24 protein-coding genes, 4 pseudogenes and 2 riboswitches are annotated in these 21,238 nt (G+C 35.2%); of the genes and pseudogenes, 15 read left to right on the forward strand and 13 right to left on the reverse strand.

Annotation, left to right across the window (positions count from 1 at the left end; genetic code table 11):
- Positions 1–139 precede the first annotated feature (139 nt).
- From ACEWFJ_RS08440 to ACEWFJ_RS08465, 6 genes and pseudogenes are all read right to left on the reverse strand, one after another.
- Positions 140–652, reverse strand: a complete 513-nt coding sequence (locus ACEWFJ_RS08440; protein WP_473691543.1) for a cupin domain-containing protein — start codon at positions 650–652, stop codon at positions 140–142.
- Entirely contained in the window at positions 630–1,268 is a 639-nt protein-coding gene (locus ACEWFJ_RS08445) for a methylthioribulose 1-phosphate dehydratase (protein WP_473691545.1), read from the reverse strand. The genes ACEWFJ_RS08440 and ACEWFJ_RS08445 overlap by 23 nt, the downstream gene beginning before the upstream one ends.
- On the reverse strand, positions 1,265–1,924 hold the full coding sequence (locus tag ACEWFJ_RS08450) for a 2-hydroxy-3-keto-5-methylthiopentenyl-1-phosphate phosphatase (protein WP_473691547.1): 660 nt from the start codon (positions 1,922–1,924) through the stop codon (positions 1,265–1,267). Before ACEWFJ_RS08450 ends, ACEWFJ_RS08445 begins: the two co-directional genes overlap by 4 nt.
- Positions 1,921–2,268 (reverse strand): RuBisCO large subunit C-terminal-like domain-containing protein, encoded by a 348-nt coding sequence (locus tag ACEWFJ_RS08455; protein ID WP_473692400.1) that lies wholly within the window; start codon positions 2,266–2,268, stop codon positions 1,921–1,923. The genes ACEWFJ_RS08450 and ACEWFJ_RS08455 overlap by 4 nt, the downstream gene beginning before the upstream one ends.
- Positions 2,223–3,170, reverse strand: a pseudogene (gene mtnW, locus ACEWFJ_RS08460) (2,3-diketo-5-methylthiopentyl-1-phosphate enolase); the annotation flags it as partial. The gene ACEWFJ_RS08455 and the pseudogene mtnW, both read right to left, overlap by 46 nt.
- Before the next feature lie 56 nt (positions 3,171–3,226).
- A riboswitch (SAM riboswitch) is annotated at positions 3,227–3,333 on the reverse strand.
- 52 nt (positions 3,334–3,385) lie between these two features.
- Positions 3,386–4,575: pseudogene (locus ACEWFJ_RS08465) on the reverse strand (aminotransferase class I/II-fold pyridoxal phosphate-dependent enzyme).
- Positions 4,576–4,589: 14 nt separating this feature from the next.
- On the opposite strand from ACEWFJ_RS08465, the pseudogene ACEWFJ_RS08470 reads away from it, so the two are divergent.
- From ACEWFJ_RS08470 to ACEWFJ_RS08480, 3 genes and pseudogenes are all read left to right on the forward strand, one after another.
- Positions 4,590–5,454, forward strand: a pseudogene (locus ACEWFJ_RS08470) (carbon-nitrogen family hydrolase).
- A gap of 73 nt (positions 5,455–5,527) precedes the next feature.
- Positions 5,528–5,673, forward strand: a riboswitch (SAM riboswitch).
- 87 nt (positions 5,674–5,760) lie between these two features.
- On the forward strand, positions 5,761–6,945 hold the full coding sequence (mtnK, locus tag ACEWFJ_RS08475; protein ID WP_473691549.1) for an S-methyl-5-thioribose kinase: 1,185 nt from the start codon (positions 5,761–5,763) through the stop codon (positions 6,943–6,945).
- Between the two features lie 266 nt (positions 6,946–7,211).
- Positions 7,212–7,364, forward strand: a complete 153-nt coding sequence (locus ACEWFJ_RS08480) for a YvrJ family protein (RefSeq protein WP_098310521.1) — start codon at positions 7,212–7,214, stop codon at positions 7,362–7,364.
- 285 nt (positions 7,365–7,649) lie between these two features.
- On the opposite strand, the gene ACEWFJ_RS08485 is transcribed toward ACEWFJ_RS08480, so the two are convergent.
- Together ACEWFJ_RS08485 and ACEWFJ_RS08490 are read right to left on the reverse strand one after the other, a co-directional pair.
- The gene (locus tag ACEWFJ_RS08485) at positions 7,650–7,811 is read right to left on the reverse strand and encodes a hypothetical protein (RefSeq protein ID WP_473691551.1); all 162 of its coding nucleotides are present in this window, start codon (positions 7,809–7,811) and stop codon (positions 7,650–7,652) included.
- A 194-nt stretch (positions 7,812–8,005) separates the two neighbouring features.
- Positions 8,006–8,782: a 3-hydroxybutyrate dehydrogenase gene (locus ACEWFJ_RS08490; RefSeq protein ID WP_473691553.1), complete on the reverse strand. Its 777-nt coding sequence runs from the start codon at positions 8,780–8,782 to the stop codon at positions 8,006–8,008.
- A 198-nt stretch (positions 8,783–8,980) separates the two neighbouring features.
- Here ACEWFJ_RS08490 and ACEWFJ_RS08495 point away from each other — a divergent pair, with 198 nt between their 5' ends.
- Positions 8,981–9,313 carry a PadR family transcriptional regulator gene (locus tag ACEWFJ_RS08495; protein ID WP_473691555.1) on the forward strand — a complete coding sequence of 111 codons (333 nt, stop codon included), beginning with the start codon at positions 8,981–8,983 and terminating at the stop codon, positions 9,311–9,313.
- A 70-nt stretch (positions 9,314–9,383) separates the two neighbouring features.
- Positions 9,384–10,145, forward strand: a complete 762-nt coding sequence (locus tag ACEWFJ_RS08500) for a DUF1129 domain-containing protein (protein ID WP_473691557.1) — start codon at positions 9,384–9,386, stop codon at positions 10,143–10,145.
- 420 nt (positions 10,146–10,565) lie between these two features.
- Here the strand turns inward: ACEWFJ_RS08500 and ACEWFJ_RS08505 are convergent.
- The 3 genes and pseudogenes from ACEWFJ_RS08505 to ACEWFJ_RS08515 all read right to left on the reverse strand — a co-directional run.
- A pseudogene (locus ACEWFJ_RS08505) lies at positions 10,566–11,177 on the reverse strand (ImmA/IrrE family metallo-endopeptidase); the annotation flags it as partial.
- Positions 11,178–11,231: 54 nt separating this feature from the next.
- On the reverse strand, positions 11,232–11,528 hold the full coding sequence (locus tag ACEWFJ_RS08510) for a hypothetical protein (RefSeq protein WP_098311384.1): 297 nt from the start codon (positions 11,526–11,528) through the stop codon (positions 11,232–11,234).
- 40 nt (positions 11,529–11,568) lie between these two features.
- Positions 11,569–12,345 (reverse strand): hypothetical protein, encoded by a 777-nt coding sequence (locus ACEWFJ_RS08515; RefSeq protein ID WP_473691560.1) that lies wholly within the window; start codon positions 12,343–12,345, stop codon positions 11,569–11,571.
- 546 nt (positions 12,346–12,891) lie between these two features.
- Between ACEWFJ_RS08515 and ACEWFJ_RS08520 the strand changes: the two genes are divergently transcribed.
- From ACEWFJ_RS08520 to ACEWFJ_RS08550, 7 genes are all read left to right on the forward strand, one after another.
- A complete protein-coding gene (locus ACEWFJ_RS08520; RefSeq protein ID WP_230573314.1) occupies positions 12,892–13,185 on the forward strand; it encodes a DUF3928 family protein in 294 nt (97 codons plus the stop codon).
- A gap of 269 nt (positions 13,186–13,454) precedes the next feature.
- Positions 13,455–13,904: an NUDIX hydrolase gene (locus tag ACEWFJ_RS08525; RefSeq protein WP_098305785.1), complete on the forward strand. Its 450-nt coding sequence runs from the start codon at positions 13,455–13,457 to the stop codon at positions 13,902–13,904.
- 146 nt (positions 13,905–14,050) lie between these two features.
- Positions 14,051–15,226 carry an acetyl-CoA C-acetyltransferase gene (locus tag ACEWFJ_RS08530; protein ID WP_473691563.1) on the forward strand — a complete coding sequence of 392 codons (1,176 nt, stop codon included), beginning with the start codon at positions 14,051–14,053 and terminating at the stop codon, positions 15,224–15,226.
- A gap of 552 nt (positions 15,227–15,778) precedes the next feature.
- Positions 15,779–16,522, forward strand: a complete 744-nt coding sequence (locus tag ACEWFJ_RS08535; RefSeq protein ID WP_473691565.1) for a hypothetical protein — start codon at positions 15,779–15,781, stop codon at positions 16,520–16,522.
- A gap of 95 nt (positions 16,523–16,617) precedes the next feature.
- Positions 16,618–16,815, forward strand: coding sequence for a hypothetical protein (locus tag ACEWFJ_RS08540; protein WP_473691567.1), 198 nt, complete (start codon positions 16,618–16,620; stop codon positions 16,813–16,815).
- 5 nt (positions 16,816–16,820) lie between these two features.
- On the forward strand, positions 16,821–17,330 hold the full coding sequence (locus ACEWFJ_RS08545) for a GNAT family N-acetyltransferase (RefSeq protein ID WP_429718412.1): 510 nt from the start codon (positions 16,821–16,823) through the stop codon (positions 17,328–17,330).
- A 146-nt stretch (positions 17,331–17,476) separates the two neighbouring features.
- Positions 17,477–17,788 carry a hypothetical protein gene (locus ACEWFJ_RS08550; protein ID WP_473691570.1) on the forward strand — a complete coding sequence of 104 codons (312 nt, stop codon included), beginning with the start codon at positions 17,477–17,479 and terminating at the stop codon, positions 17,786–17,788.
- Between the two features lie 20 nt (positions 17,789–17,808).
- On the opposite strand, the gene ACEWFJ_RS08555 is transcribed toward ACEWFJ_RS08550, so the two are convergent.
- Positions 17,809–18,243, reverse strand: coding sequence for a DUF3997 domain-containing protein (locus ACEWFJ_RS08555; RefSeq protein WP_253630302.1), 435 nt, complete (start codon positions 18,241–18,243; stop codon positions 17,809–17,811).
- Positions 18,244–18,389: 146 nt separating this feature from the next.
- Between ACEWFJ_RS08555 and ACEWFJ_RS08560 the strand changes: the two genes are divergently transcribed.
- From ACEWFJ_RS08560 to ACEWFJ_RS08570, 3 genes are all read left to right on the forward strand, one after another.
- Positions 18,390–18,845, forward strand: coding sequence for an RDD family protein (locus ACEWFJ_RS08560; protein WP_473691572.1), 456 nt, complete (start codon positions 18,390–18,392; stop codon positions 18,843–18,845).
- 397 nt (positions 18,846–19,242) lie between these two features.
- The gene (locus ACEWFJ_RS08565) at positions 19,243–19,341 is read left to right on the forward strand and encodes a flagellar motor protein (RefSeq protein ID WP_098305769.1); all 99 of its coding nucleotides are present in this window, start codon (positions 19,243–19,245) and stop codon (positions 19,339–19,341) included.
- A gap of 99 nt (positions 19,342–19,440) precedes the next feature.
- The gene (locus ACEWFJ_RS08570; protein ID WP_141524952.1) at positions 19,441–19,917 is read left to right on the forward strand and encodes an SDR family NAD(P)-dependent oxidoreductase; all 477 of its coding nucleotides are present in this window, start codon (positions 19,441–19,443) and stop codon (positions 19,915–19,917) included.
- 45 nt (positions 19,918–19,962) lie between these two features.
- On the opposite strand, the gene ACEWFJ_RS08575 is transcribed toward ACEWFJ_RS08570, so the two are convergent.
- Positions 19,963–21,063, reverse strand: coding sequence for an ABC transporter ATP-binding protein (locus ACEWFJ_RS08575; RefSeq protein ID WP_473691575.1), 1,101 nt, complete (start codon positions 21,061–21,063; stop codon positions 19,963–19,965).
- Positions 21,064–21,238 lie beyond the last annotated feature (175 nt).

The following is a 21,238-nucleotide window of genomic DNA, read 5'->3' on the forward strand; positions in this document are numbered from 1 at the left end:
AATTGTAAAAAATTATTCAACAAAAAATGCAGGTTTATCTCCTGAATAGAGATAAACCTGTCTATAGGAGGATGTATATATGTAGAGTGAATAAAAGGAAGAAAAAGGGGAATCCATTCCTTTTATTCAACGTACTACCTTAGTAAATAGGAACCCAACCTTCAGTTGTCACAAAAATACGAATTGCGACAACTTGACGATCATCTTGAAGTGTAAAGTAATGTCTCGTGTTTTCAGGAACCGAAATTAAATCGCCTGGTTCAAGTTCAATATCAAAGAAACGACCGTCTTTTCCTTGAATGGCAAAAATGCCATGTCCGCTAACAATAAAGCGAACCTCATCATCAATATGATGGTGCTCTTGTTTAAAGTTTACTAACAATTCATCTAGATTCGGTGTTGCATGAGAAAGTGAGATGACATCGCTCGCTTGATAGCCGCGGCGCTTAGAAACATCAGCAATTTCTTCTGCGAATACTTCTAAAATTTCTTTCTTATTTTCATTAGTTAATGCATAGTTTTCTTGTAAATGAACAGGAAGTTTTGTAATATCCCATTTCTCATACAAAACATCTTCATCTTGTAAAAACTGTTGTACTTCTATTTCTTTTTCAATATGAGTGTTAACTTCATGAATACGAATTTGCACCATGTTGAATGCCTCCTTTAATTGATAATAGTTTAATATGAAATTGGAATAGAAACTCGTATGCTTCTAATCTCTTTTTTGTATCAAAGCTATCTTTTCCCCATACTGTAATACCATGATTGCGAATTAAAATAGCTCCTGCATCTTCGCGAATATGATTGCGGAATTGCTCACCTAACGTTGGAATATGAGCGTAATTTTCAATGATTGGAATACGAATAGAAGCTCCTTCTTCCCAAATATTGAGTGCTTTAATAATTTCTTGATTACAGAACACAACTTCTTTTTCGTGTACATTTGTAATGACATTGTTATCGGTTGTATGAACGTGCAAGACGCATGCAGCGTTTGTATGATTATAAATGTGAGTGTGCAACAATGTTTCTGCAGAAGGACGTAAATCTGTTTCTAAAACAGGATTACCATTTTGATCAACTAACAGAAAGTCATCTGGTGTTGTTTTTGTTTTATCTCTTCCGCTTGCTGTAATGAGAAAGGTAAGTGGATTGTCACTCACTTTTATTGAAATATTTCCACTTGTTGCTGGAAACCAGTTCCGGTCGGTTAATTCTTTTTTCAGTTCACTCAGTTCTTGCCATTGACGAAATAGTTGTTTCACTTTATCACCTCCAACAATTGCTTCACTTCGCTTTGTATATCGTGAAATGTTTCAAACGGTGTATAAGAAATGTGATGTTCTTTACATTTTGTAATAAGAAAGTCACGAGCAAATACCTTGTCAGCAAGCTTTGCTGCTTGTAAATCTGTAATAGAATCACCAATTATGATTTTAAAATCATTTTGTGAACTTAAATTGCGAATAAGTGTTGATTTACAAAGACCACATTCATTTTCGCAATGCTCATCACATGGATATGGCCAGTTTACTTGAACTGTTTTACCCGAAAAATCAGTTGCATTACAGTAAATTTGATTAGAATCTATAAGTTCTTCAAGAAGAGGATAAACGAAAAAGTCCATTCCTCCTGATATAATATGAAGTGAGATGTTCTTTGTTTGGACAAACTGTACGAATTCTTCAAAACCAGAACGAATGACAGCAGTCTTTTTTATGAAAGTTGTAATCTCATTTTGTAAACTTGTAGGTAATAGAGAAAAAAGTTTTCCAACACCTTCTTGAATAGAAAGTTCTTGTGATAAAATTTTTTGTTTAATTGTTTCCGCTTCTGGTGGTGCAAACTTTTCCATAATGGCAACAATATTATCGTTATTTGTAATTGTGCCATCGAAATCGCAAAAAATTTGAATACTCATGCCTTCACCTCTCCAGAAGGATTGCCCCATAAACGCAAGGCGGATTGTAAATTAGGATCATTAACCTCATGAAGAGGCATGTTTGTTAGCGTTGCATCGATGGCAGATCGAAACGCTTTTCCGCCTCCCTGTGCGCCAGAAGGGTGCCCGTGAATACCCCCACCAGCATTAATGACACATTGTCCACCAAAATCACGAATAAGAAGAGGAACAAGTCCTGGATGAATCCCAGCAGATGGAACTGGAAAGCTGCGTTTAAATGGTTCGTTTTCATCTGTAAGCGCTTTTGATAAATAAAGTGCCTCTTCTTTTTTAAAGCGACAGTTCCATAAGGTGATGGAAATAGTGAGAAATCTGCACCTGCATAGCGAAGTAACTTACCAAGTAATAAGGATGAGGAAAATCCGTATAATTCAGATGCTATGTAAGAACCGCTTATTGCTGGATGTGCCATGATTGGGATAGAAATATCATCGTCTTCAGCTAATGCTTGTAAAACATCAAGTCCATAAGCAAATACATTGAAGAGTAATACATCAGCTCCGGCTGCAACTGCTTGTTTTGCTTTTTCTTTTAAATCATAAGTCCGTCCAGATAAATTAACAGCATATAACGTCTTATGACCATATGTTTCGTATACGGACTGCAATACTTCTTTTCCGGCTCGAATACGTTCAGAAAGTGGTGTTAACGGATTATCAAATAAAATTTCATCATCTTTTACAATGTCTACACCACCGCTTGCTTGGTCGCGAAGCTGTGTTTTTAAATAACCGATATTACGGCCAATCATTCCTTTAAAAATACTCATGAGAAGAGGGCGATCGTGAGCATTCAAGGTGTTTCGTATTCCATCGATACCAAATTTAGGACCTGGAAAACATTTTTTTATATCATCAGAAAATGTCAAATCAATTAATTTAATTTCTCCATCCAGTGATAGCTTTCCGAAAACAGTTGTAAAAATCGCTGGTAAGTCGGTACTAAAGTTAGCAGATGGATAATGAATTTTAATAAGACCGCGTTTTACTTTTTTATCAAGGTATATATTTATTTTTTCATTATCTTCTAATTCTTCTACGCTAATGACTGAGCCTTTATGTTGTTTTAATTGTTCTTGTAGTAATTGGGGTAAGTGTGTCCATGAACCAACTGTTAAGCCGAGGGCGATTTGCTCTGCCTTTTGAATTAAATTTTGAGAATCATCATGAATTAAATATGTCGCTGTTATTCCGCTCATTTTCATAACCTCCTAGTTGAATAAAAAAACCTCTCAGCTAAGGAGAGGTTTTTACAACCAGCTCCTTATCTGTCAGCTTAATGCTGCGAGAATTAGCACCGTGCCTATATAAAATAGGTCGGTTGCCGGGTTTCATCGGGCTCGTCCCTCCACCTGCTCTTGATAAGAAGTATTCGGAAATGTTTTAATTTTTTTGATAACTGAATTCTGACAGAGAATTTTTATGTTGTCAATGATTTTTTGAAAATTTTTAATTGATCAATTCTATGGACCGCTTCGCGAAGTCGTTCTTCTGTATGTAATAAACCAACGCGAATGTAACCTTCCCCATGTGTACCAAAGCCGACACCTGGTGCAACGGCAACATGAGCTTGCTCTAATAATACATCAGCAAATTGTTCTGAAGTATACCCATCTGGAACAGGCAGCCATGCAAAAAAGATCCTTTTGGTGCAACCACATTCCAACCGATAGAATGACAGGTAGTAATCAAAGCATTTCTTCGAGATTCATAGCGTTCAACTAGTTCATCTACGCAAGTTTGCGGACTTAATAACGCTTGGCGAGCAGCTTCTTGCACGGCACCAAAAATACTGACATACATATGATCCTGTAATAAGTTGATTGCTTCAATGACACTTTCATTCCCAACAGCAAACGCAATGCGCCACCCTGCCATATTATATGTTTTTGATAATGTATAAATTTCAATGCCAACATCTTTTGCTCCATCAACTTGTAAGAAACTAATTGGCTTTTTAGCATCAAAGCCAATGGCACCATACGCGAAATCATGACAAACTAAAATGTCATGTTTGTTTGCAAACGATATAGTTTTCTCGAAGAATTTTGTTGTTGCAATGGCTCCTGTTGGATTGTTCGGATAGTTTAAAAACATTAATTTTGCTTGTTCAGCAGTTTGGGAATCAATCTTTGTATAATCAGGTAAAAAATGATTTTCTGCTAATAATGGCATTGTTGCAAGTTTTGCTTTCGCTAAGGCAACACCTGATAAATAATCTGGATAGCCAGGATCAGGAACGAGAATTGTATCGCCTGGATTTGTAAAACAAAGCGGTAATTCAACTAATCCAGCTTTTCCACCAAATAAAACAGCTACTTCGGTTTTGGGATTTAACTGTACATCGTATTCACGCTCATAAAACGTAGCGACAGCTTCTTTTAAGCTTTCATGCCCGCGAAATGGCGGATATTTATGATGAATTGGTTGTTCTGCTGCACGCTGTAGCGCTGCTACGATATGCGCTGGCGTTGGCTGATCTGGATTTCCTTGTCCTAAGTTAATAATATCATGACCAGCTTGCACGGCTTTGTTGACTTTTGTGACGAGCGAAGCAAAAAATTGTGTTGGTAATGATGTTAATGACTCAGAAGATTGAAAACGTTTCATACTTTCCACCTCTTTTGAAAGTTGTTACAATTCTAGTGACAAATAATATAATCTTTCCAACTTTTTGTAAAGAAAAAATAAAAGGGAGTAGGGAGAAATCAATGAAAATTGCTTGTATTCAAATGGATATTACTTTTGGGAATGTAGAAAAAAATATAGAACATGCCGAAAAAAATAAACGAAGCGATGAAGGAAAAGCCAGACGTTATTGTATTACCAGAGTTATGGACAACAGGGTATGATTTGGAACGTCTTCCTGAAATTGCTGACCCAGATGGGAAATACACGAAACAATTATTATCAAAGTGGGGTAAGCAAAATTGTGTGAATATTGTTGGAGGATCGATTGCTAAGCAGACAGAGAAAGGTGTTACAAATACAATGTATATTAGTAATCGAAGCGGGAAAATTGTGGCTGAATATAGTAAAGTGCACTTGTTTCAACTGATGGATGAGCATAAATATTTAATTGCTGGAAATAAAACGGGTCACTTTATATTAGATGATACGTCGTGTGCAGGAACAATTTGTTATGATATTCGTTTTCCAGAGTGGGTACGCGTTCATGCTGCACAGGGGGCAACAGTATTATTCGTTGTAGCCGAGTGGCCACTTGTTCGCTTAGCGCATTGGCGGTTATTACTTCAAGCAAGGGCGATTGAAAATCAATGTTATGTTGTGGCTTGCAATCGTGCTGGGCGTGATCTGAATAATGTATTTGCAGGCCATTCGCTTATTATTGATCCTTGGGGAGAAGTCGTGAATGAGGCAGATGAAACAGAAATGATTTTGTATGGAACATTAGATGAAAAGAAGATTTCTGAAGTGCGTAAAGGGATTCCTGTTTTTTTTGATCGCCGTCCAGAATTGTACATGTGAAAAAGTATTGACAAACAATTTTTATTCTTGGTATAGTCAACAACAGAAACTGAAAAATTCAGACAACTATATACTCTTATCAAGAGCAGGTGGAGGGATTTGGCCCGATGAAGCCCAGCAACCGACCGTAATACCATTGTGAAATGGGGCGCACAATTCGCGCCTAGTAAGGCACGGTGCTAATTCCAACAGAAAGAGAGACTTTCTGATAGATAAGAGGGGAGAAGTGAATCTTCAAACCTCTTTCGTCATCGAAAGGGGTTTTTCTTATGATGAAAAACCCCGATACATTAAGGGGGAATCAGAGTGGGGTACAAGCAATTAACAGAAGAAACAGCCGTTACATATGCGAAAGAACATGGTTATTTTTCAGAAAAGGCAGTTGTCACTTGTGAAGAAATTGGTGATGGGAATTTAAATTATGTGTTTCGTTTACATGATGGGAAGAAAGGATTGATTCTTAAGCAGGCTCTTCCATATGCAAAGGTAGTAGGAAAAAGTTGGCCGCTATCTTTACGCCGTGCAACGATTGAAAGTCGTGCATTGCAAATTTTTGCAAAATACGTACCAGAGTATGTGCCGAAAGTATACGGGCATGATGAAACATTAGCAATTATTGTTATGGAAGATTTATCAGCATTAACGATAACAAGAAACGGATTGATAAACGGGGAAGACTATCCGCTATTATCTCGGCATATCGGGCATTTTTTAGCTCATGTTCTTTTCTACACATCCGATTTTGGACTACAAGCAGAAGAAAAAAGAGTGCTAGATAGTAAGTTTGTAAACCCTGATTTATGTAAGATTACAGAGAATCTTGTATTTACTGATCCATTTGCAAACTATGAAACAAATAAGTATGAAGAAGAATTACAAGATGTTGTTGACGAACTTTGGTGTGATAAAAATTTGAAGTTACGAGTAGCGCAGTGTAAGTATAAATTTTTGACGCGAAAAGAAGCATTAATTCACGGTGATTTACATACTGGAAGTATATTTTCATCATCTTCAGAAACGAAAGTGATTGATCCAGAATTTGCGACATTTGGTCCATTTGGATTCGATTTAGGCCAATTGATTGCCAATTTATTATTAAATGCACTGTCACGTGAAGAAAACAAGCGCAACGTATTATTTTATCATATTGAGCAAACATGGAGCGTTTTCGTAGAAACATTTACGAAGTTATGGGTGCTCGAAGGCATAGAGCCGTATACGAAAGAAAAGCAATGGTTACCAATTGTACTAAACAATATTTTCACTGATGCAGTTGGATTTGTAGGATGTGAGATTATTCGCCGTACAATTGGGTTAGCGCATGTTGCAGATTTAGATGGGATTTCTCATAACGAAACAAGGTTACAGGCAAAAAGGCAGGCATTACGGTTAGGAAGAAAATTACTTCTACATAAAATAGAAAATGCGGATGCTCGTTTGTTCCGTATATTATTTAATTCTATTGTTTTTGAGAAGGAAGTGAAAGTATGAGTACAAGAGTGGCGGTACTTCGTTCTGTTAGTTAGAAGGGAAACTCCATCGCTCTTTTGAATTAAAAGAAATTGCCGACTATTATTGAATATAAGACATTAACTACAATTGAAGATGTTTAGAAAAGTATTGTTTTATTAGAGGTGCAAAGGGATTATAAAGTGGAAATCGCAAAGATATTTGGGAAAACAAAAATGATTTAGCTTGTTTTTATTTACCACTTTTTTGGAGTCTCTCTTACTTATAATAAGAAGGGAGGAGAGACTATGGAGGAATGGATATCGGTTATTGGCAATGTTGGCTTTCCAATTGTTGTTACGCTATACTTACTGCATAGAATTGAAAGTAAGTTAGATAGCGTTATCGTCGCGATTGAGAAGTTACCAAAGCAGATGCAAAGATATGAAGCTCCAAAATAAAGTGAAACTTCTATCAGTGGGGGGACCTCATCCCCCACTGATGGAAAGCTCTCACCAATCGGGCTCTTAGGGGCAGTTATCCCCAGCCTATCTTCTTCGCTTTTGTGGGGGTCTTACTGCCCAAAAGTAGCGGGATAAAATATGTGATGAAAACGGATTGTGTGGTAAAGGCACAATCCGTTTTTGTATATATTTAACGTATTTTCGAAATTCATCCCCATCTTCAAACGCGTAACGGGCAGTAGCCCAGCGGTAAGGTGGGGATGAATTTCGGTTAGGCACAGCCTAACTCACTTGTAAGAACAACCAATTGTTATTGTGGTGGATACATTCCATATCTGATATATTTATCTGCTTATAAGATTTAGATGGGTTTTGTATATATTGTCCGTACACCATTTTCCCTGTAAATCCTGTCACAAATCCTACTTGTCCAAATCCTTTCATCTTATCACCTAAATAGATTCCATTTACATGTGGTGTATTTTTCTTGTTTCGGTTTGTATTTCTATTTTTTATTTTTCTTCCTTTTCTTGCAGTTGCTTCATGGAGGGAACGTTTTTTCTTTCTAAATTGTTTGATACGAAATTCACCACTTTTGTCATATTCTTGTAACTGTTTCAGAAAAAATTTGCTGAACTTTACTGTGCGGTATAACCACCATCAATGACAACAGCTTGTCCTGTAATGCCTTTTGCTTTTTCACTTGCTAAAAATAAGGCGTAGCCTGAAATTTCTTCCACGCTAAGCAATCTTTTTTGTGGTACAAGCGGGTAAATGACATCTTCTAATACATGTTCAAGCGGGACATCTCTTGTTATCGCTAAATCTTGAAGTTGGTTGCGAACAAGAGGCGTATCAACGTAGCCGGGACAAAGTGCATTTACGGTAATATTACACTCGGCACCTTCTAATGCTGCTACTTTTGTGAGCCCAATTACCCCGTGTTTGGCACTGTTATATGCAGATTTGCCAGCAAATCCAACAAGACCATTAATAGAAGCTATATTAATGATGCGTCCGTATTTTTGTTTTTTCATAATAGGAAAAGCATGTTTTATCGCGATAAAAGGTGCAATTTGCATAATCTTAATAAGCATTTCAAACTTTTCAGTTGGAAAATCTTCAATTGGAGAAACAAATTGCATACCTGCGTTATTAATTAATATATCAAGTGAACCAAAACGTGTAACTGTTTCAGAAATAGCTTGTACAATCTCTTGTTCTACTGTTACATCACATTTCATTCCAAATGCTTTATATCCTTCGTTCTGTAATTGTTTTGCTGCCTCTTGCGCCTTGTCCTCTAAACGATCTGTAATCATTACAGTTGCGCCTTCTTTTGCAAAGGCTTTTCCCATTTCGTATCCAATTCCGCTTGCAGCACCTGTTAAAAATATAACGCGATTTATAAACATTTTTTATTCCATCCCCTTCATGAATATAGTGACCTCTATTGCTCTATTTAGAGAAATAAGGATGGAAATCCTGCAATCTTTTGGAAAAAATGCTCAAGCTATCTTGTAAAGCAAAATACTGTTTGTTATACTACTTGGTAAAGCAAGATACTTATGCTTATCTATCTTGTAAAACAAGATAGAAGGAGGATTTGAATAATGTCGACGAGTCAAATGCTAAAAGGTATTTTAGAAGGATGCTTGCTTGCTATTATTTCTGAAGGAGAAATATACGGATACGAAATGAGTGAAAAACTGGCACAGTACGGTTTTACAATGGCAAGTGAAGGAAGTATTTATCCGTTATTAATTCGTATGCAAAAAGAAGGCTTGATTACGAGTACGATGAAGGAGTCACCATCTGGTCCAAAGCGAAAATATTATACATTAACAGAAAAAGGTGAAGAGGCATTAGATGATTTCATGAAAAGGTGGGAAGCGATGCAAAGTAGTGTGCAGCGGTTGTTAGAGGGAAAGGAAAGCAGACGGTAAAGTCTGTATTTCTAACGCTGAGACAATGAAAGGAATTCAAAAATAAGTAATCTAGACGAGGAGGTTACATATGAACGTTTCTAAAGAAGGTAAAAAGTTTTTGATTGATATGAAAGTATATTTATTAACAAAAGGAATAAAAGAAGAAGATATAAATAACTTTTTAGAAGACGCTGAGCTTCATTTAATAGAAGGAGAAAAAGAAGGAAAGACGGTAACGGATATTTTTGGAGACTCGCCGAAAGAATATGCAGAAGAATTGGCTGAAGAGATGGAAGTTGATAAAAGGGAAAATGTAAAATCTCTCGTTACTTCAATTGTTAGTATTGGTGGGTATTGGATATTGAATAGCATTTTATTTAGCAATCCCAATCATCATCTAACGATTTCAAATGTAGATTTAATTGGGTATCCAATCATTTTACTTCTTTCTATTATAATAACGGTTGTTGCATTAAAAATGTCTTCTTTTAAAAGCAAATTAATAGAGTTTAGTATTATATATGTAATGGTTATGATTCCAATTCTATTACTTGTATTAATTAAGTTTGTTGATAAATGGATGGGGATACCGATTATCCAATTGTCAGGACCGCAAAGTTTTATTTTGGCAGGAATTATATTTTTAGTGTTAATCATTATTGATTTTTACCTTCTTCGTTGGATAGGGGTACTTACAATAGTTTTACCAATTTCTGTTATGTTTATATTTGAAGGGTTAGTAAAACAAAATCTATATTGGAGTATTCTTCAAATGTTTTTAGCGTATGGAAGTTTAGCTTTACTTTTCTTATGGTATAACAAAATGGAAAATAAAAAGAATAAAGTGTAAAGAGGATTAAGCAGTATTCTAAATTGAGAGTGGGAAAATGGAAAAAGAAAAGCGAAACTGGTTATCATTATTGGATTCTGCGTGTTTTCTATTACTTGACACACTGTCAGTTGGAATGATTGCGGTATTTAACTTACAAAGTGGAATATATACAGAACTGAATTATGTAACGTTTGTTTTTATAATCTTATTTTTATTATTTTCAGGAATCATGGGTATAACAGAAAAAGAAGAACGATTTGAAAAATTTGGGTACTTGTATTTTGGATGTGTATTTTTATTTATATGTGCAGGGCTACTGTTAATTTGGTAAAGGTCGTGTGAATACGAAATTCTTTTGTTCTTCTTCTTTCTGTTTTGGTTTTGTAGTTGGATTAGGATTTTAATATTTACAAAGAAAAAGTAACTACAGCGGTTACTTTTTTCTTTGCGCAATAAGGGACTTTTTAAAGATAATTCTCTTTGGGTATTTGTTAATAAGGAATCTATTTGTGATTTATAAGGGGTAGGAATGATGTAATGCATAAGGTTTGTGGGAGAAGGATGGTGTTCGGAACCGTTTGGACATTCGGGATCTGCATTTGTAAGCTTGTCCTGTACATGGCGCGTGAATAAAATGTGACCAATTTCATGTGCGAGTGTGTACATGTTCTTCCAAGCTGAAGCGGCGTTTGTTAATACAATGTAACCTTTAATTTGTTTATTAGTTGATAAAGAATAGGCACAAGCGATAACGGATTGTTCTTGAAAATAATCACTACCGATATAACAAATATAAATATCACTTTGCGATGCACGTTCGGTACATTCAGCAAATAAAGAAGTTAACTTTGGTTGTGATTTTAGTGAAGACATGTAACTAATTTCACCGTCATGAAAACGATAGGGTTCGTCTAACGTTCTGATATCTTCAATTTGAAATACGATAGGATGCCAAATATATTCAGTAATTGTAATATCCCTAGCAATCCGGTCTTTATCAATATTCGCTCCAGGAGCGATGCAAACACATATGTTAACGTAAGGACACATATGAGACACCTCAAATATAGTGAATTTTTCTGACGAGATAAAAAGAAAATATCTTTAACGATTGAAAAGAGGAGGAATAAATGTTTTTAATGTATCTACAGTATTTTTTGAGCGCATCATGTATGGGGAATATTCTTTATTTGATAAAAGATGCGGCAACATATCGTCATCTTTGTTGAGTAAATTGCCAAAATTTGTTAGCATATGAGTAAATTGTTCATCCGTAATCATACCGCTCGTGTGCCAATAGCACATCATCGCATAGGCAATGGAGCTTGTATCGACGTTTACGTTTATATTAACATGGGAGTTTCCGCTGTTTGAAATATTTGAGCCGTTTTCTGGTAGCATGATAAAACCTCCTTACAAAAATAGGCTACGTTTTAGTAGCCTAATCGTATTTGTCTCGATTATAGTTGTTTTGATTTTGGTAATTTTGATTTGGGTAATTTTGATTTGGGTGATTTTGATTTTGGTAATTTTGATTTTGGTAATTTTGATTTTGGTAATTTTGATTTTGGTAATTTTGATTTGGGTAATTTTGATTTTGGTAATTTTGATTTGAGTAATTTTGATTTGGGTAATTTTGATTTGAGTAATTTTGATTTGAGTAATTTTGATTTGAGTAATTTTGATTTGAGTAATTTTGATTTGGGTAATTTTGATTTGGGCAATTTTGATTTGGGTAATTTTGATTTGAGTAATTTTGTGAGGATTGAGCGGAATTATTTAATGCATTTGTTAAAAATGGAAGCAAAGCCGTTAATAATTGGTTTGTAACATCTGTATTCAACTGTCCTTGTCCCTGTGCTTGCCCTTGCCCTGTTCCTTGTCCCTGTGGTTGCTCTTGTCCCTGCCCCTGTGCTTGCTCTTGTCCTTGCCCCTGTTCTACATCAGTAGACTGCTGATTCGAAGAAGCTGTTTCAGAATCTAAATCAGAGTCTACATTTAAATTTACGCGGGAATTTCCACTGTCTGAAATCTGAGCAACATTGTGATTGTGTGTATGTTTTTTTGTAGTTTCTTCTTGTGAGTCAGATCCAGATTCAGATCCAGATCCAGATTCAGATCCAGATCCAGATCCAGATTTAGATCCAGATCCAGATGCAGATTGTTTTTCAGTATATTGGGGTCTTTTTCGACGGCGCTCATAATAATAAAAACACAACAATACCCTCTCCTTTATGAACTATAGAAAATGTCTATATCAATACTTTATGTGAAAATAGAGAATATGTATGGACAAAAGAACCATCGTTTAGTGTAGTTTTTTATCATGTCACAACATAAGTTGATAAGAAATTATTATATTTACATTAGGATGATTTATGATAAACGGTAATATTAAATTATGTATATTTAGTGTTCTTGTTGTTAGATTTTTTAACAGTGAAATTATATGTAGTAAGATAATCGAAAATGTTGTGATTATGAGTACTTTCTTTGGAACGACTTGTTTATAAGATCCCCTATCTTAAAATTCGGAGAGCAATGAAGAAGGTAGGATAGGTGGGGGATAACTGCTAGCATGTGCCCGATTGGTTATAACCATCAATGGGGGATGAAAAAACACTGATGGAAGTTTCATTTTATTAGCAGCTGTGTGTTGGGCGGGAAAATAAAAAATTGATTGAAAGAAGTCAGAAAATAGTCACACTTCGACACGTTTATGTATCCACTTTTTGTTATAGTAAAAAGAAAAGGGGGAAAAAACATGTATACATTTAAAATTGTTTCAGATCGTGAAGCTGTTTATCAGTTTGCGAGTTATGCTCAAGTTGTACAAGGGGTAGAAAGTGTATATGTGGAAGTAGGTGAACCTTTGTATGAGCGTCCTCTTATGAAGTTTTATGTTCATGTCTCCATAAAACAAGAGTATGAACAAGCAAAAGCGTTGCGTGAAATCGCGCGTTTAGTAGAATTAGGACGTTTTACATACGTACATTACCGAGATGAAGAAATAGAAAGAGCATTTGAAGAAGTAAAATATGAGAGCCGTGTAGGCTAGATAATAAGGAAGAAAGGGGCTAATGTGAATTAGCTTCTTTTTTTGTTTACCTCGCATTAACGGGCCTCAAGATTCAGAGAGAAGCAAAGAAGATAGATGGGGGAATAACTGCCCGTAAAAGCCCGATTGGTTCAACTAACCATCAGTGGGGGATGGGGAAAACTCCTACTGATGGAAGTTTCGCTTTATGAAAATATTTTTATATGTATCAAACAAATAAAGAAGGAATTTTGCTATGATAGGAGAGGAAAAGAAAGGGGAGTTATATAATGGGGTATATACAGGAACTGAGGGAATTAGTTGGAACAAAACCACTTATTATAGTAGGCTCAGCAATTATTGTTTTAAATGAAAAGAATGAAGTATTATTACAACTTCGTTCTGATACATATGATTGGGGATTGCCAGGGGGAGCAATGGAGCTAGGAGAAACAATTGAAGAAACAGCAGAGAGAGAATTAAGAGAAGAAACAGGTTTAAAAGCAGATTTCTTACAATTTCTTGGTGTGCTCTCTGGACAGGATTTATATTATCGTTATCCGCATGGAGACGAAATTTATAATGTAATCAATGCATTTCAAGCACATCACGTATATGGTGAAATAGAATGTGATGAAGAAGGGGTAGACATTCGATATTTTCCAATTGATAAGTTACCGAAATTAAATACAACAACAGAAAAAATCCTTCAAAAATTTTTATTAGCATTAACAGAGTAGGAAGAAGAATGAACCTTCTTTCTATTTTTATTATATTAAATATTTTGATTTTTTAGTTACCTCATAATATAATAGATATAGATATACATCTTATGTTATTCCATCCAAAAATTCACTAGGGTACATAGGAGAGGAGAAAGTACAAGATGCGCAATGTAGTCATTACAGCTGCAGTTCGTTCACCAATTGGAACATTTGGAGGAGCTTTCAAAAATGTAAAACCGACTGAACTAATGGTTCCTGTATTACAGGAAGCTGTGAAAAAAGGCGGTGTTTTGCCGCACGAAGTAGATGAAGTGATTTTAGGTCACTGTATTCAACGAACAGATGAGGCAAATACAGCAAGAACAGCAGCGCTTATGGCGGGATTTCCTGATACAGTCACAGGTTACACAATTCAGCGTCAATGTGCTTCGGGTATGCAGGCATTAATTTCAGCAGCAATGCAAATTCAATTAGGTGTAAGTGATGTTGTTGTTGCAGGTGGAGTAGAAACAATGAGCTCTAGTCCATATGTATTAAAAGAGAACCGCTGGGGACAACGACTACAACACGGAGAAATTCGTGATATGGTGTGGGAAGTGCTAGAAGATCCAACGAATCATATTATGATGGGTGAAACTGCGGAAAATGTTGCTGAGCAATATGAAATTTCACGTGAAGAACAGGATGAAGTAGCAGTATTAAGTCATCAACGTGCTATTCATGCAATCGAAGCGGGCTATTTTGACGAGCAAATTGTGCCGATTACGATAAAGGAACGTAGAAAAGAGATTGTTGTTTCCAAAGATGAACATCCTCGTGCAGATATTACGTTAGAAAAACTTTCGGGTTTAAAAGCAGCTTTTCGTAAGGGTGGAACAGTAACCGCAGGAAACGCATCGGGTATTAATGACGGAAGCGCAGCGTTAGTACTAATGAGTGAAGAAAAAGCGAAAGAAAAAGGGCTGCAACCGTTAGCGAGAATCGTAGGATACTCTATGGCAGGGGTAGATCCTAAAATTATGGGAATCGGTCCAGCACCAGCAATTCGAAAAGGATTAGAAAATGTAAATTGGTCAGTAAACGATGCGGATTTATTTGAAATTAATGAAGCATTTGCTGCGCAATATTTAGCAGTAGAAAAAGAATTGGGCTTAAATCGTGAAAAAGTGAATGTAAATGGTAGTGGAATCAGTCTTGGACATCCAATTGGATGTACAGGTGCACGTATTACAGTAAGCTTGATTCATGAATTAAGAAGACAAGGACTTGAAAAGGGAATTGCTTCTCTTTGTGTCGGCGGCGGTATGGGAGCAGCGTTATTTATAGAAGCACTATAAGAAACAAAACCAGCTAATGTGTTCATTAGCTGGTTTTGTTTCTGTATGAAATAGTCTCCCTCGATCTTCAAAAAGAGTTTCACCGTTTGATAATACTCTGTTTCTTCTAAAGTAACTTCTTGTATTTTTCTTAATATAAGCAATACATAGTTGCATCTAGGTACACCATTAAAGTTGGGGAATGTGTAGTTATATTCAAAGTAGATTATATTTTCAAAATAGCAGGAAAGACAAAGATTAGACAACTTATTAATAAAAAATTAAGGACATTAAATACAGAATTTTTTTAGTCCTGTATTGCACTGTTCTCGGTTGAAGTGTAATAATGAAGAGTTATCTCATTTATTTATCCCTCATTAACGGACAGTAAGACCCTCACCTCAAGATTCAGAAAAAAACAAAGAAGATAGGTAGGGGATAACTGCCCGTAAAAGTCCGATTGGTTCAACTAACCCTCAATGAAGGAAGTTTCACTTTATATTTAGAGAGAAAATAATTAGTATAATTATATTTAATGGTTGTTTCATAGCATGTAATGATTGGAGTAAGACAATGAAAATATGGAACGTATTTTGTATTTTATGTAGTTTTGTTATTGTTTTAAGTGGTTGTGCTCAGCATGAAAAAGTGAAGCAGCCGAAGAAACAGACCATTCCAGAAACGAATGAATACGGCGGCATACAATTAACAAAAGTGGGACAAGAGATTAAAGAAAAAAATTGGGGCACTCTAAAATTAGAACAAATCAAACATGTAAATGAAACATTTACAGTTGGAACGATGAAAATTTATGTAGAAAATGTGAGAGTTATTACACTATCGAATATGGAAGATGAAACAAAAGAGACGTTGGAAATGTATACAAAATTAAGTCCAGAAGAAGTACAACGTCGTTTAGGTGAGACACTGGACCAAAAAGAGGCAGAATGGTATGCATCATTAAGTGGACAAGATATTGGTGATACTGCTAAATATGTTGAAATTACATATAAGGTTGAAAATACAGGAGACAAAGAGATGCAGTTCTTTTCTATGAATGATGTAACTGTAAATGAAACGCAACAATTTCATGTGCCAGCGCAAAACTTCTTATATGCAGAAGACACATTTGTTGGTACAAAAAATGTAACGAGAGAGGATTATAGTTCTGGTGAAATAAGGGAAGGGTTAATTGGTCTTTTACTAAGTGATAATAATGAAAAAATAAAAAGGATTTCTTTTACAACAGATGTACTTGCAACAGGCGATACACATGAGAAAATAGCAGAACCACAAACATTTACCATTTCACTATAACAGTGAAATGGTTTTTTCTTAATTGTTAGTAGGACAGGAAATATGTCGTTTTGTAGAGAATTTATATACATATAGCGTTTAGGAGGGAAATGAAAATGCAGAAGGGATGCTACGTATGTGGTAATAAAGAAATAGAAACAGGTACTATGTCACCTTATATAGAAAGCGATATTGGAAGTTATATTGTTCCGTTCGCAGAAATGACAGCAGAAGTGGCAGTATGTAAAAATTGCGGAGCTGTTATAACGATGAAACAAGAACATATAGAGTATAATCAAAGGAGAGAGAAGTAAACGTAATGTATATTGTCAAAGCAAATCTACATGATGCAAAAGAACTTGCACGCGTTCATGTTGATAGTTGGAGAGAAACATATGAAGGCATTATGCCAAAAGATGTGTTAGATAAAAAATCGTATGAGAAACGAGAAGCATTGTGGAAACAAATATTACAGAAGCAGCAGTCGCATGTTTATGTTGCCAAAACAATTGATGGGAAAATAATTGGTTTTGCAGATGGCGGGAAAGAGCGAACTGGTAAATATGAGTATGACGGAGAGTTATATGCGATATATATTTTACGGGCATATCAGCGTAACAAACTTGGAAAAAGATTGATAAAAGCGGTGGCAGCAGATTTATATAAGAATGGATATCGTTCTATGCTTGTTTGGGTAGTAGCGAACAATCCGTCTAAATATTTTTATGAAGCGTTACAAGCTTCTTTTGTAGATGAGAAAGATATTGAAGAATTATACATAAAAGAACTTGCATACGGTTGGAAAGATATACAAACTCTTTTCATATAATACAATTCCCGGCAACGGCCTGCTCGTTTTATTACTTCGTGAATATAATGAAGTGAATAGAGTGAAAGGGGAGACAATCCGTGAGAATATTCACGGTTTTGGTCGGGTTTATTATAGCCGCTTGCTTTCAAATAGGATTATTATGTATGTTACAACGAATCGAGCAACTATCAATTCCTTATCTTCTATATGAACTGGTATATGTAGGAGCATTATTTGGATTTGGAATGGGTATTGCACATTATTTCTATAAACATAAGATTTATATACTTATAATCGTATTCGTCTTTTTATACGGATGGGGCTATTATCGTTATAATGACAGAGTTCAAAGCATTTTACAACTGCACATTGTATCGATTCAACACGCATTACTGTTATTATTTTGTATTATGTTTGGAACCATTGTTTATAGAATGTTGTTTTATAAAGAAAATAAAGAGAAAAAGGTCAGATGAAATATCTCATTTGACCTTTTTTAAGATTGTTGTTTTTCTTTTGTAAGGTAAGTTTTTACACTTTGTAATTGGAGTTGTTCAGGGAGACGAAATTCTTGTTTTTGTTCTTCAAATTGTTTTTTTGTATAGGGACCAAACCGGCGGTTATTTTTCAAATCGATAATCCAATAATTTTCTGTCGCTTGATTAGTAATAGAAGCATCGGGGTTATTAGGGTCATCGGTTTGCTCTGTTTGTTTTGCTAAAATATAATTGTCGTTCCAGGCAATTTCTACAATTTCTGGTGGAATATATTGAGAGGCGTACAAGGCGTCTGTTTTAGGGAAAAGTTCTAGTGCATTACCGGAAACATTAATGAGCTCATATTCATCCCCAATGCTGTAATGAGATGGATTAAAATTTGTTGCACAACTAGTTAAAAATACGAGAGAGCAAACGATGATGAATCGTTTCAATATGAGCTCCTCCTTCTGAAATGTGATTGATACATATTTTACAGGAAAAGAAAATAAAACACCAATTTATGAGTTGTTTACAACTGTTTTTAGACATGATACGATGAAACGGTTAATAAAGGATAGAAAAAAGGAGTCGACACAGCATGAAGCTGAAAATACATCAACCAGTGATTGTTATGAACCGTCTAGGGGCTGCAATGATCGATATGTTTTTCATTTCTGTTTTGTATGGTGCCATTGTTGCAATTACAACCGGAAACTATAAAGCGATTTTGAATCGTTTTAATGTAAGTTCAGGAGACATCCGTTATGACTTTGGGCTTGCATTTTTATTAATGGCGCTTTATTTTATTGTTCTACCATTTATCTGGAATGGATATACACTAGGGAAAAAAGTTACACGTACAAAACTTGTATCGCTTACAAGTGAAAAGTTAACGCTAGGAATTTTAACAATGCGGTTTGTTGTATTGTTAGTACCGAATATTTTGTTTCTTGGTATTCCGATGATATGTAATATATATATGATGTTGGTTAGAAGTGATAATAGGGGTTTTCATGATCTTATAGTGAAAACTAAAGTTATGGGTGTTGTGTAGAAAAAGGGAAGCAGTTGCTTCCCTTTTTTAAATTTGAAAAAATTTTGTTTGTATAATTTGTACAGGGGAAATATGAAAGAACTAGTCATACTAACATTAAAGGTTTTGTCAGCACAATGGAGGATACTATGGAATTTGGTTAAATAGGAAATGACTGAATAAAAATCAACTTAAATTATAAAAATATTTTTATTCAGTCTAAATTTTTACAAAATTCGATATATTTAATTTGGTATAATAGAATTTATATAGGACAGGCATCTCCTATATAGTACCCTCCATATTGATGGCGCGTCCCGGAAAGGCGCGCTTTTTTATGATTAATAGACTGAAAATTAAGATAATGTTATTATTTATAATAAAGAGTTCATGTTTCTTCACATTGGGAGGGAGCGAAATGACAGGAGAAAGTTTATTATTTTGGGGAATTCTTATTTTTGTTGGTTTAGTTTTTGATCAGTATAATAGTAAGAAAAAAGAGAAAATTCGAAAGTAAGCGATTACATTATATGTATCTATCTTTTCCTGCTTGCGGAGGCTTCAAAAAAAGGAGTATACTGTATGACGTTGAGACTAACCAGAAGGGGAAATGACGATGAAGCTAGCAGGAAAGGTTGCCGTTGTAACAGGCGGAGGCATCGGCATTGGTCGTAACACAGCTCTTTTGTTGGCAGGGCAAGGTGCAAAGGTAATTGTGACAGATATTGATGAGGAAAATGGACAAGCAACAGTGGAGGAAATTGTAGATTTAGGTGGCGAGGCACTTTTTGTTACTCATGATATGAGTAAGCGAAGTGATTGGCAACATGTTTTAGAAGTTGCAGTTGAAGCCTATAACAGAATTGATATGTTGTTTAATAATGCCGGATTATATAAAATAGATCCGATTTTTTCTCATGAAAAAGAGAACGATTCCAATGCACTTTGCATAAATGACGTCTGGATAGAAATAAAACAGCTGAGGTCATCTTTTATGAAACAGCAAGAAGAAGTGAGATTGACTGATCTTCCTATTTTTGGTGTTATCAGTACAAAGGAACAGTCACTTCATACAGTAGAATCTTTAGTATAATAAGTTGAAAACCGTCCTCAATTTATATGTGGACGGTTTTTTTATTTAGCGAATACGTTTTTCTGTTTTTACGTCAAAGAAGTGCGCTTTGTTCATATCAACAGCAAGGTTAATCTGATCACCATGTGTAAAAGTATGTCTTGCGTCAACACGAGCTGCAAAATCTTGATTTCCAAGTTTCATATATAAAATAGATTCTGCACCTAATAGTTCAGCAACATCGATTCGCGTTGTAAATGTTGTACCTTCGGAAGCTTCTAAAAATAAAAGTTCATCATGAATATCTTCTGGGCGAATGCCTAAAATAATTTCTTGGTTAATGTAACCATGTTCATCCAGTAGTTTCATTTTTCCTTCTGGCACTTTAATTTTTACTTTATTGTTTATTACAAAATGATTTTCTGCTAACTGGCCATGGAAAAAGTTCATCGCAGGAGAGCCAATAAATCCGCCAACGAAAACATTTTCTGGTGTTTCATATACTTCTTTTGGCGTTCCGATTTGTTGTATTTTTCCATCTTTCATAACGACAAGGCGCGATGCCATCGTCATAGCTTCTGTTTGGTCATGTGTTACATAAATGGTTGTTGTTCCAAGTTTTTGATGAAGCTTAGAAATCTCAGAGCGCATCGATACACGTAATTTTGCATCCAGGTTTGATAACGGCTCGTCCATTAAGAAGACTTTTGCATCACGAACAATGGCACGTCCTAAAGCGACACGTTGTCGTTGTCCACCAGATAATGCTTTTGGTTTTCGATTTAAATATTCTTCGAGTCCTAAAATACGGGCTGCTTCTTTCACTCGACGATCAATTTCGTCTTTGGGTATTTTGCGAAGTTTTAAGCCGAATGCCATATTATCGTAAACACTCATATGTGGGTAGAGAGCATAGTTTTGAAAGACCATTGCAATGTCGCGATCTTTTGGAGGAACATCATTCATTACCTTGCCATCAATTGAGAATTCCCCTTTGGAAATATCCTCTAAACCAGCAACCATTCGTAATGTCGTTGATTTTCCGCATCCAGATGGACCGACAAATACAATAAATTCTTTATCTTGTATGTGTAAATTGAAGTCGGTGACTGCAGTTACATTGTTATCATATATTTTATAAATGTTTTCTAATTTTAGTTCTGCCATGACTTTTCCTCCTAGCCAAAAAGTATGCAAACGTTTTCTTTAAATTTATTATAAATGAATGCGTAAAAAAAGAAATAAAAAATTAAAACGTTTTCATAAATTTAAGAAAATATACACAAAAATAGTGTTTTTTTAATATTAAAAGAGCTCTAACTATATTTTTTAGGCCATACAA

This window comes from Bacillus sp. EA-CB0995 (assembly GCF_055814245.1).

Coding starts and splice junctions, on each gene's coding strand:
- ACEWFJ_RS08520 (WP_230573314.1), top strand. CDS start 12,892: ATGTATACATTTAAAATTGTTTCAGATCGTGAAGCTGTTTATCAGTTT.
- ACEWFJ_RS08485 (WP_473691551.1), bottom strand. CDS start 7,811: ATGAAAGGATTTGGACAAGTAGGATTTGTGACAGGATTTACAGGGAAA.
- ACEWFJ_RS08560 (WP_473691572.1), top strand. CDS start 18,390: ATGAAGCTGAAAATACATCAACCAGTGATTGTTATGAACCGTCTAGGG.
- ACEWFJ_RS08450 (WP_473691547.1), bottom strand. CDS start 1,924: ATGAGTATTCAAATTTTTTGCGATTTCGATGGCACAATTACAAATAAC.
- ACEWFJ_RS08490 (WP_473691553.1), bottom strand. CDS start 8,782: ATGTTTATAAATCGCGTTATATTTTTAACAGGTGCTGCAAGCGGAATT.
- ACEWFJ_RS08545 (WP_429718412.1), top strand. CDS start 16,821: ATGTATATTGTCAAAGCAAATCTACATGATGCAAAAGAACTTGCACGC.
- ACEWFJ_RS08530 (WP_473691563.1), top strand. CDS start 14,051: ATGCGCAATGTAGTCATTACAGCTGCAGTTCGTTCACCAATTGGAACA.
- ACEWFJ_RS08550 (WP_473691570.1), top strand. CDS start 17,477: ATGTTACAACGAATCGAGCAACTATCAATTCCTTATCTTCTATATGAA.
- ACEWFJ_RS08570 (WP_141524952.1), top strand. CDS start 19,441: ATGAAGCTAGCAGGAAAGGTTGCCGTTGTAACAGGCGGAGGCATCGGC.
- ACEWFJ_RS08575 (WP_473691575.1), bottom strand. CDS start 21,063: ATGGCAGAACTAAAATTAGAAAACATTTATAAAATATATGATAACAAT.
- ACEWFJ_RS08440 (WP_473691543.1), bottom strand. CDS start 652: ATGGTGCAAATTCGTATTCATGAAGTTAACACTCATATTGAAAAAGAA.
- ACEWFJ_RS08510 (WP_098311384.1), bottom strand. CDS start 11,528: ATGCTACCAGAAAACGGCTCAAATATTTCAAACAGCGGAAACTCCCAT.
- ACEWFJ_RS08500 (WP_473691557.1), top strand. CDS start 9,384: ATGAACGTTTCTAAAGAAGGTAAAAAGTTTTTGATTGATATGAAAGTA.
- ACEWFJ_RS08480 (WP_098310521.1), top strand. CDS start 7,212: ATGGAGGAATGGATATCGGTTATTGGCAATGTTGGCTTTCCAATTGTT.
- ACEWFJ_RS08495 (WP_473691555.1), top strand. CDS start 8,981: ATGTCGACGAGTCAAATGCTAAAAGGTATTTTAGAAGGATGCTTGCTT.
- ACEWFJ_RS08540 (WP_473691567.1), top strand. CDS start 16,618: ATGCAGAAGGGATGCTACGTATGTGGTAATAAAGAAATAGAAACAGGT.
- ACEWFJ_RS08525 (WP_098305785.1), top strand. CDS start 13,455: ATGGGGTATATACAGGAACTGAGGGAATTAGTTGGAACAAAACCACTT.
- ACEWFJ_RS08535 (WP_473691565.1), top strand. CDS start 15,779: ATGAAAATATGGAACGTATTTTGTATTTTATGTAGTTTTGTTATTGTT.
- ACEWFJ_RS08565 (WP_098305769.1), top strand. CDS start 19,243: ATGACAGGAGAAAGTTTATTATTTTGGGGAATTCTTATTTTTGTTGGT.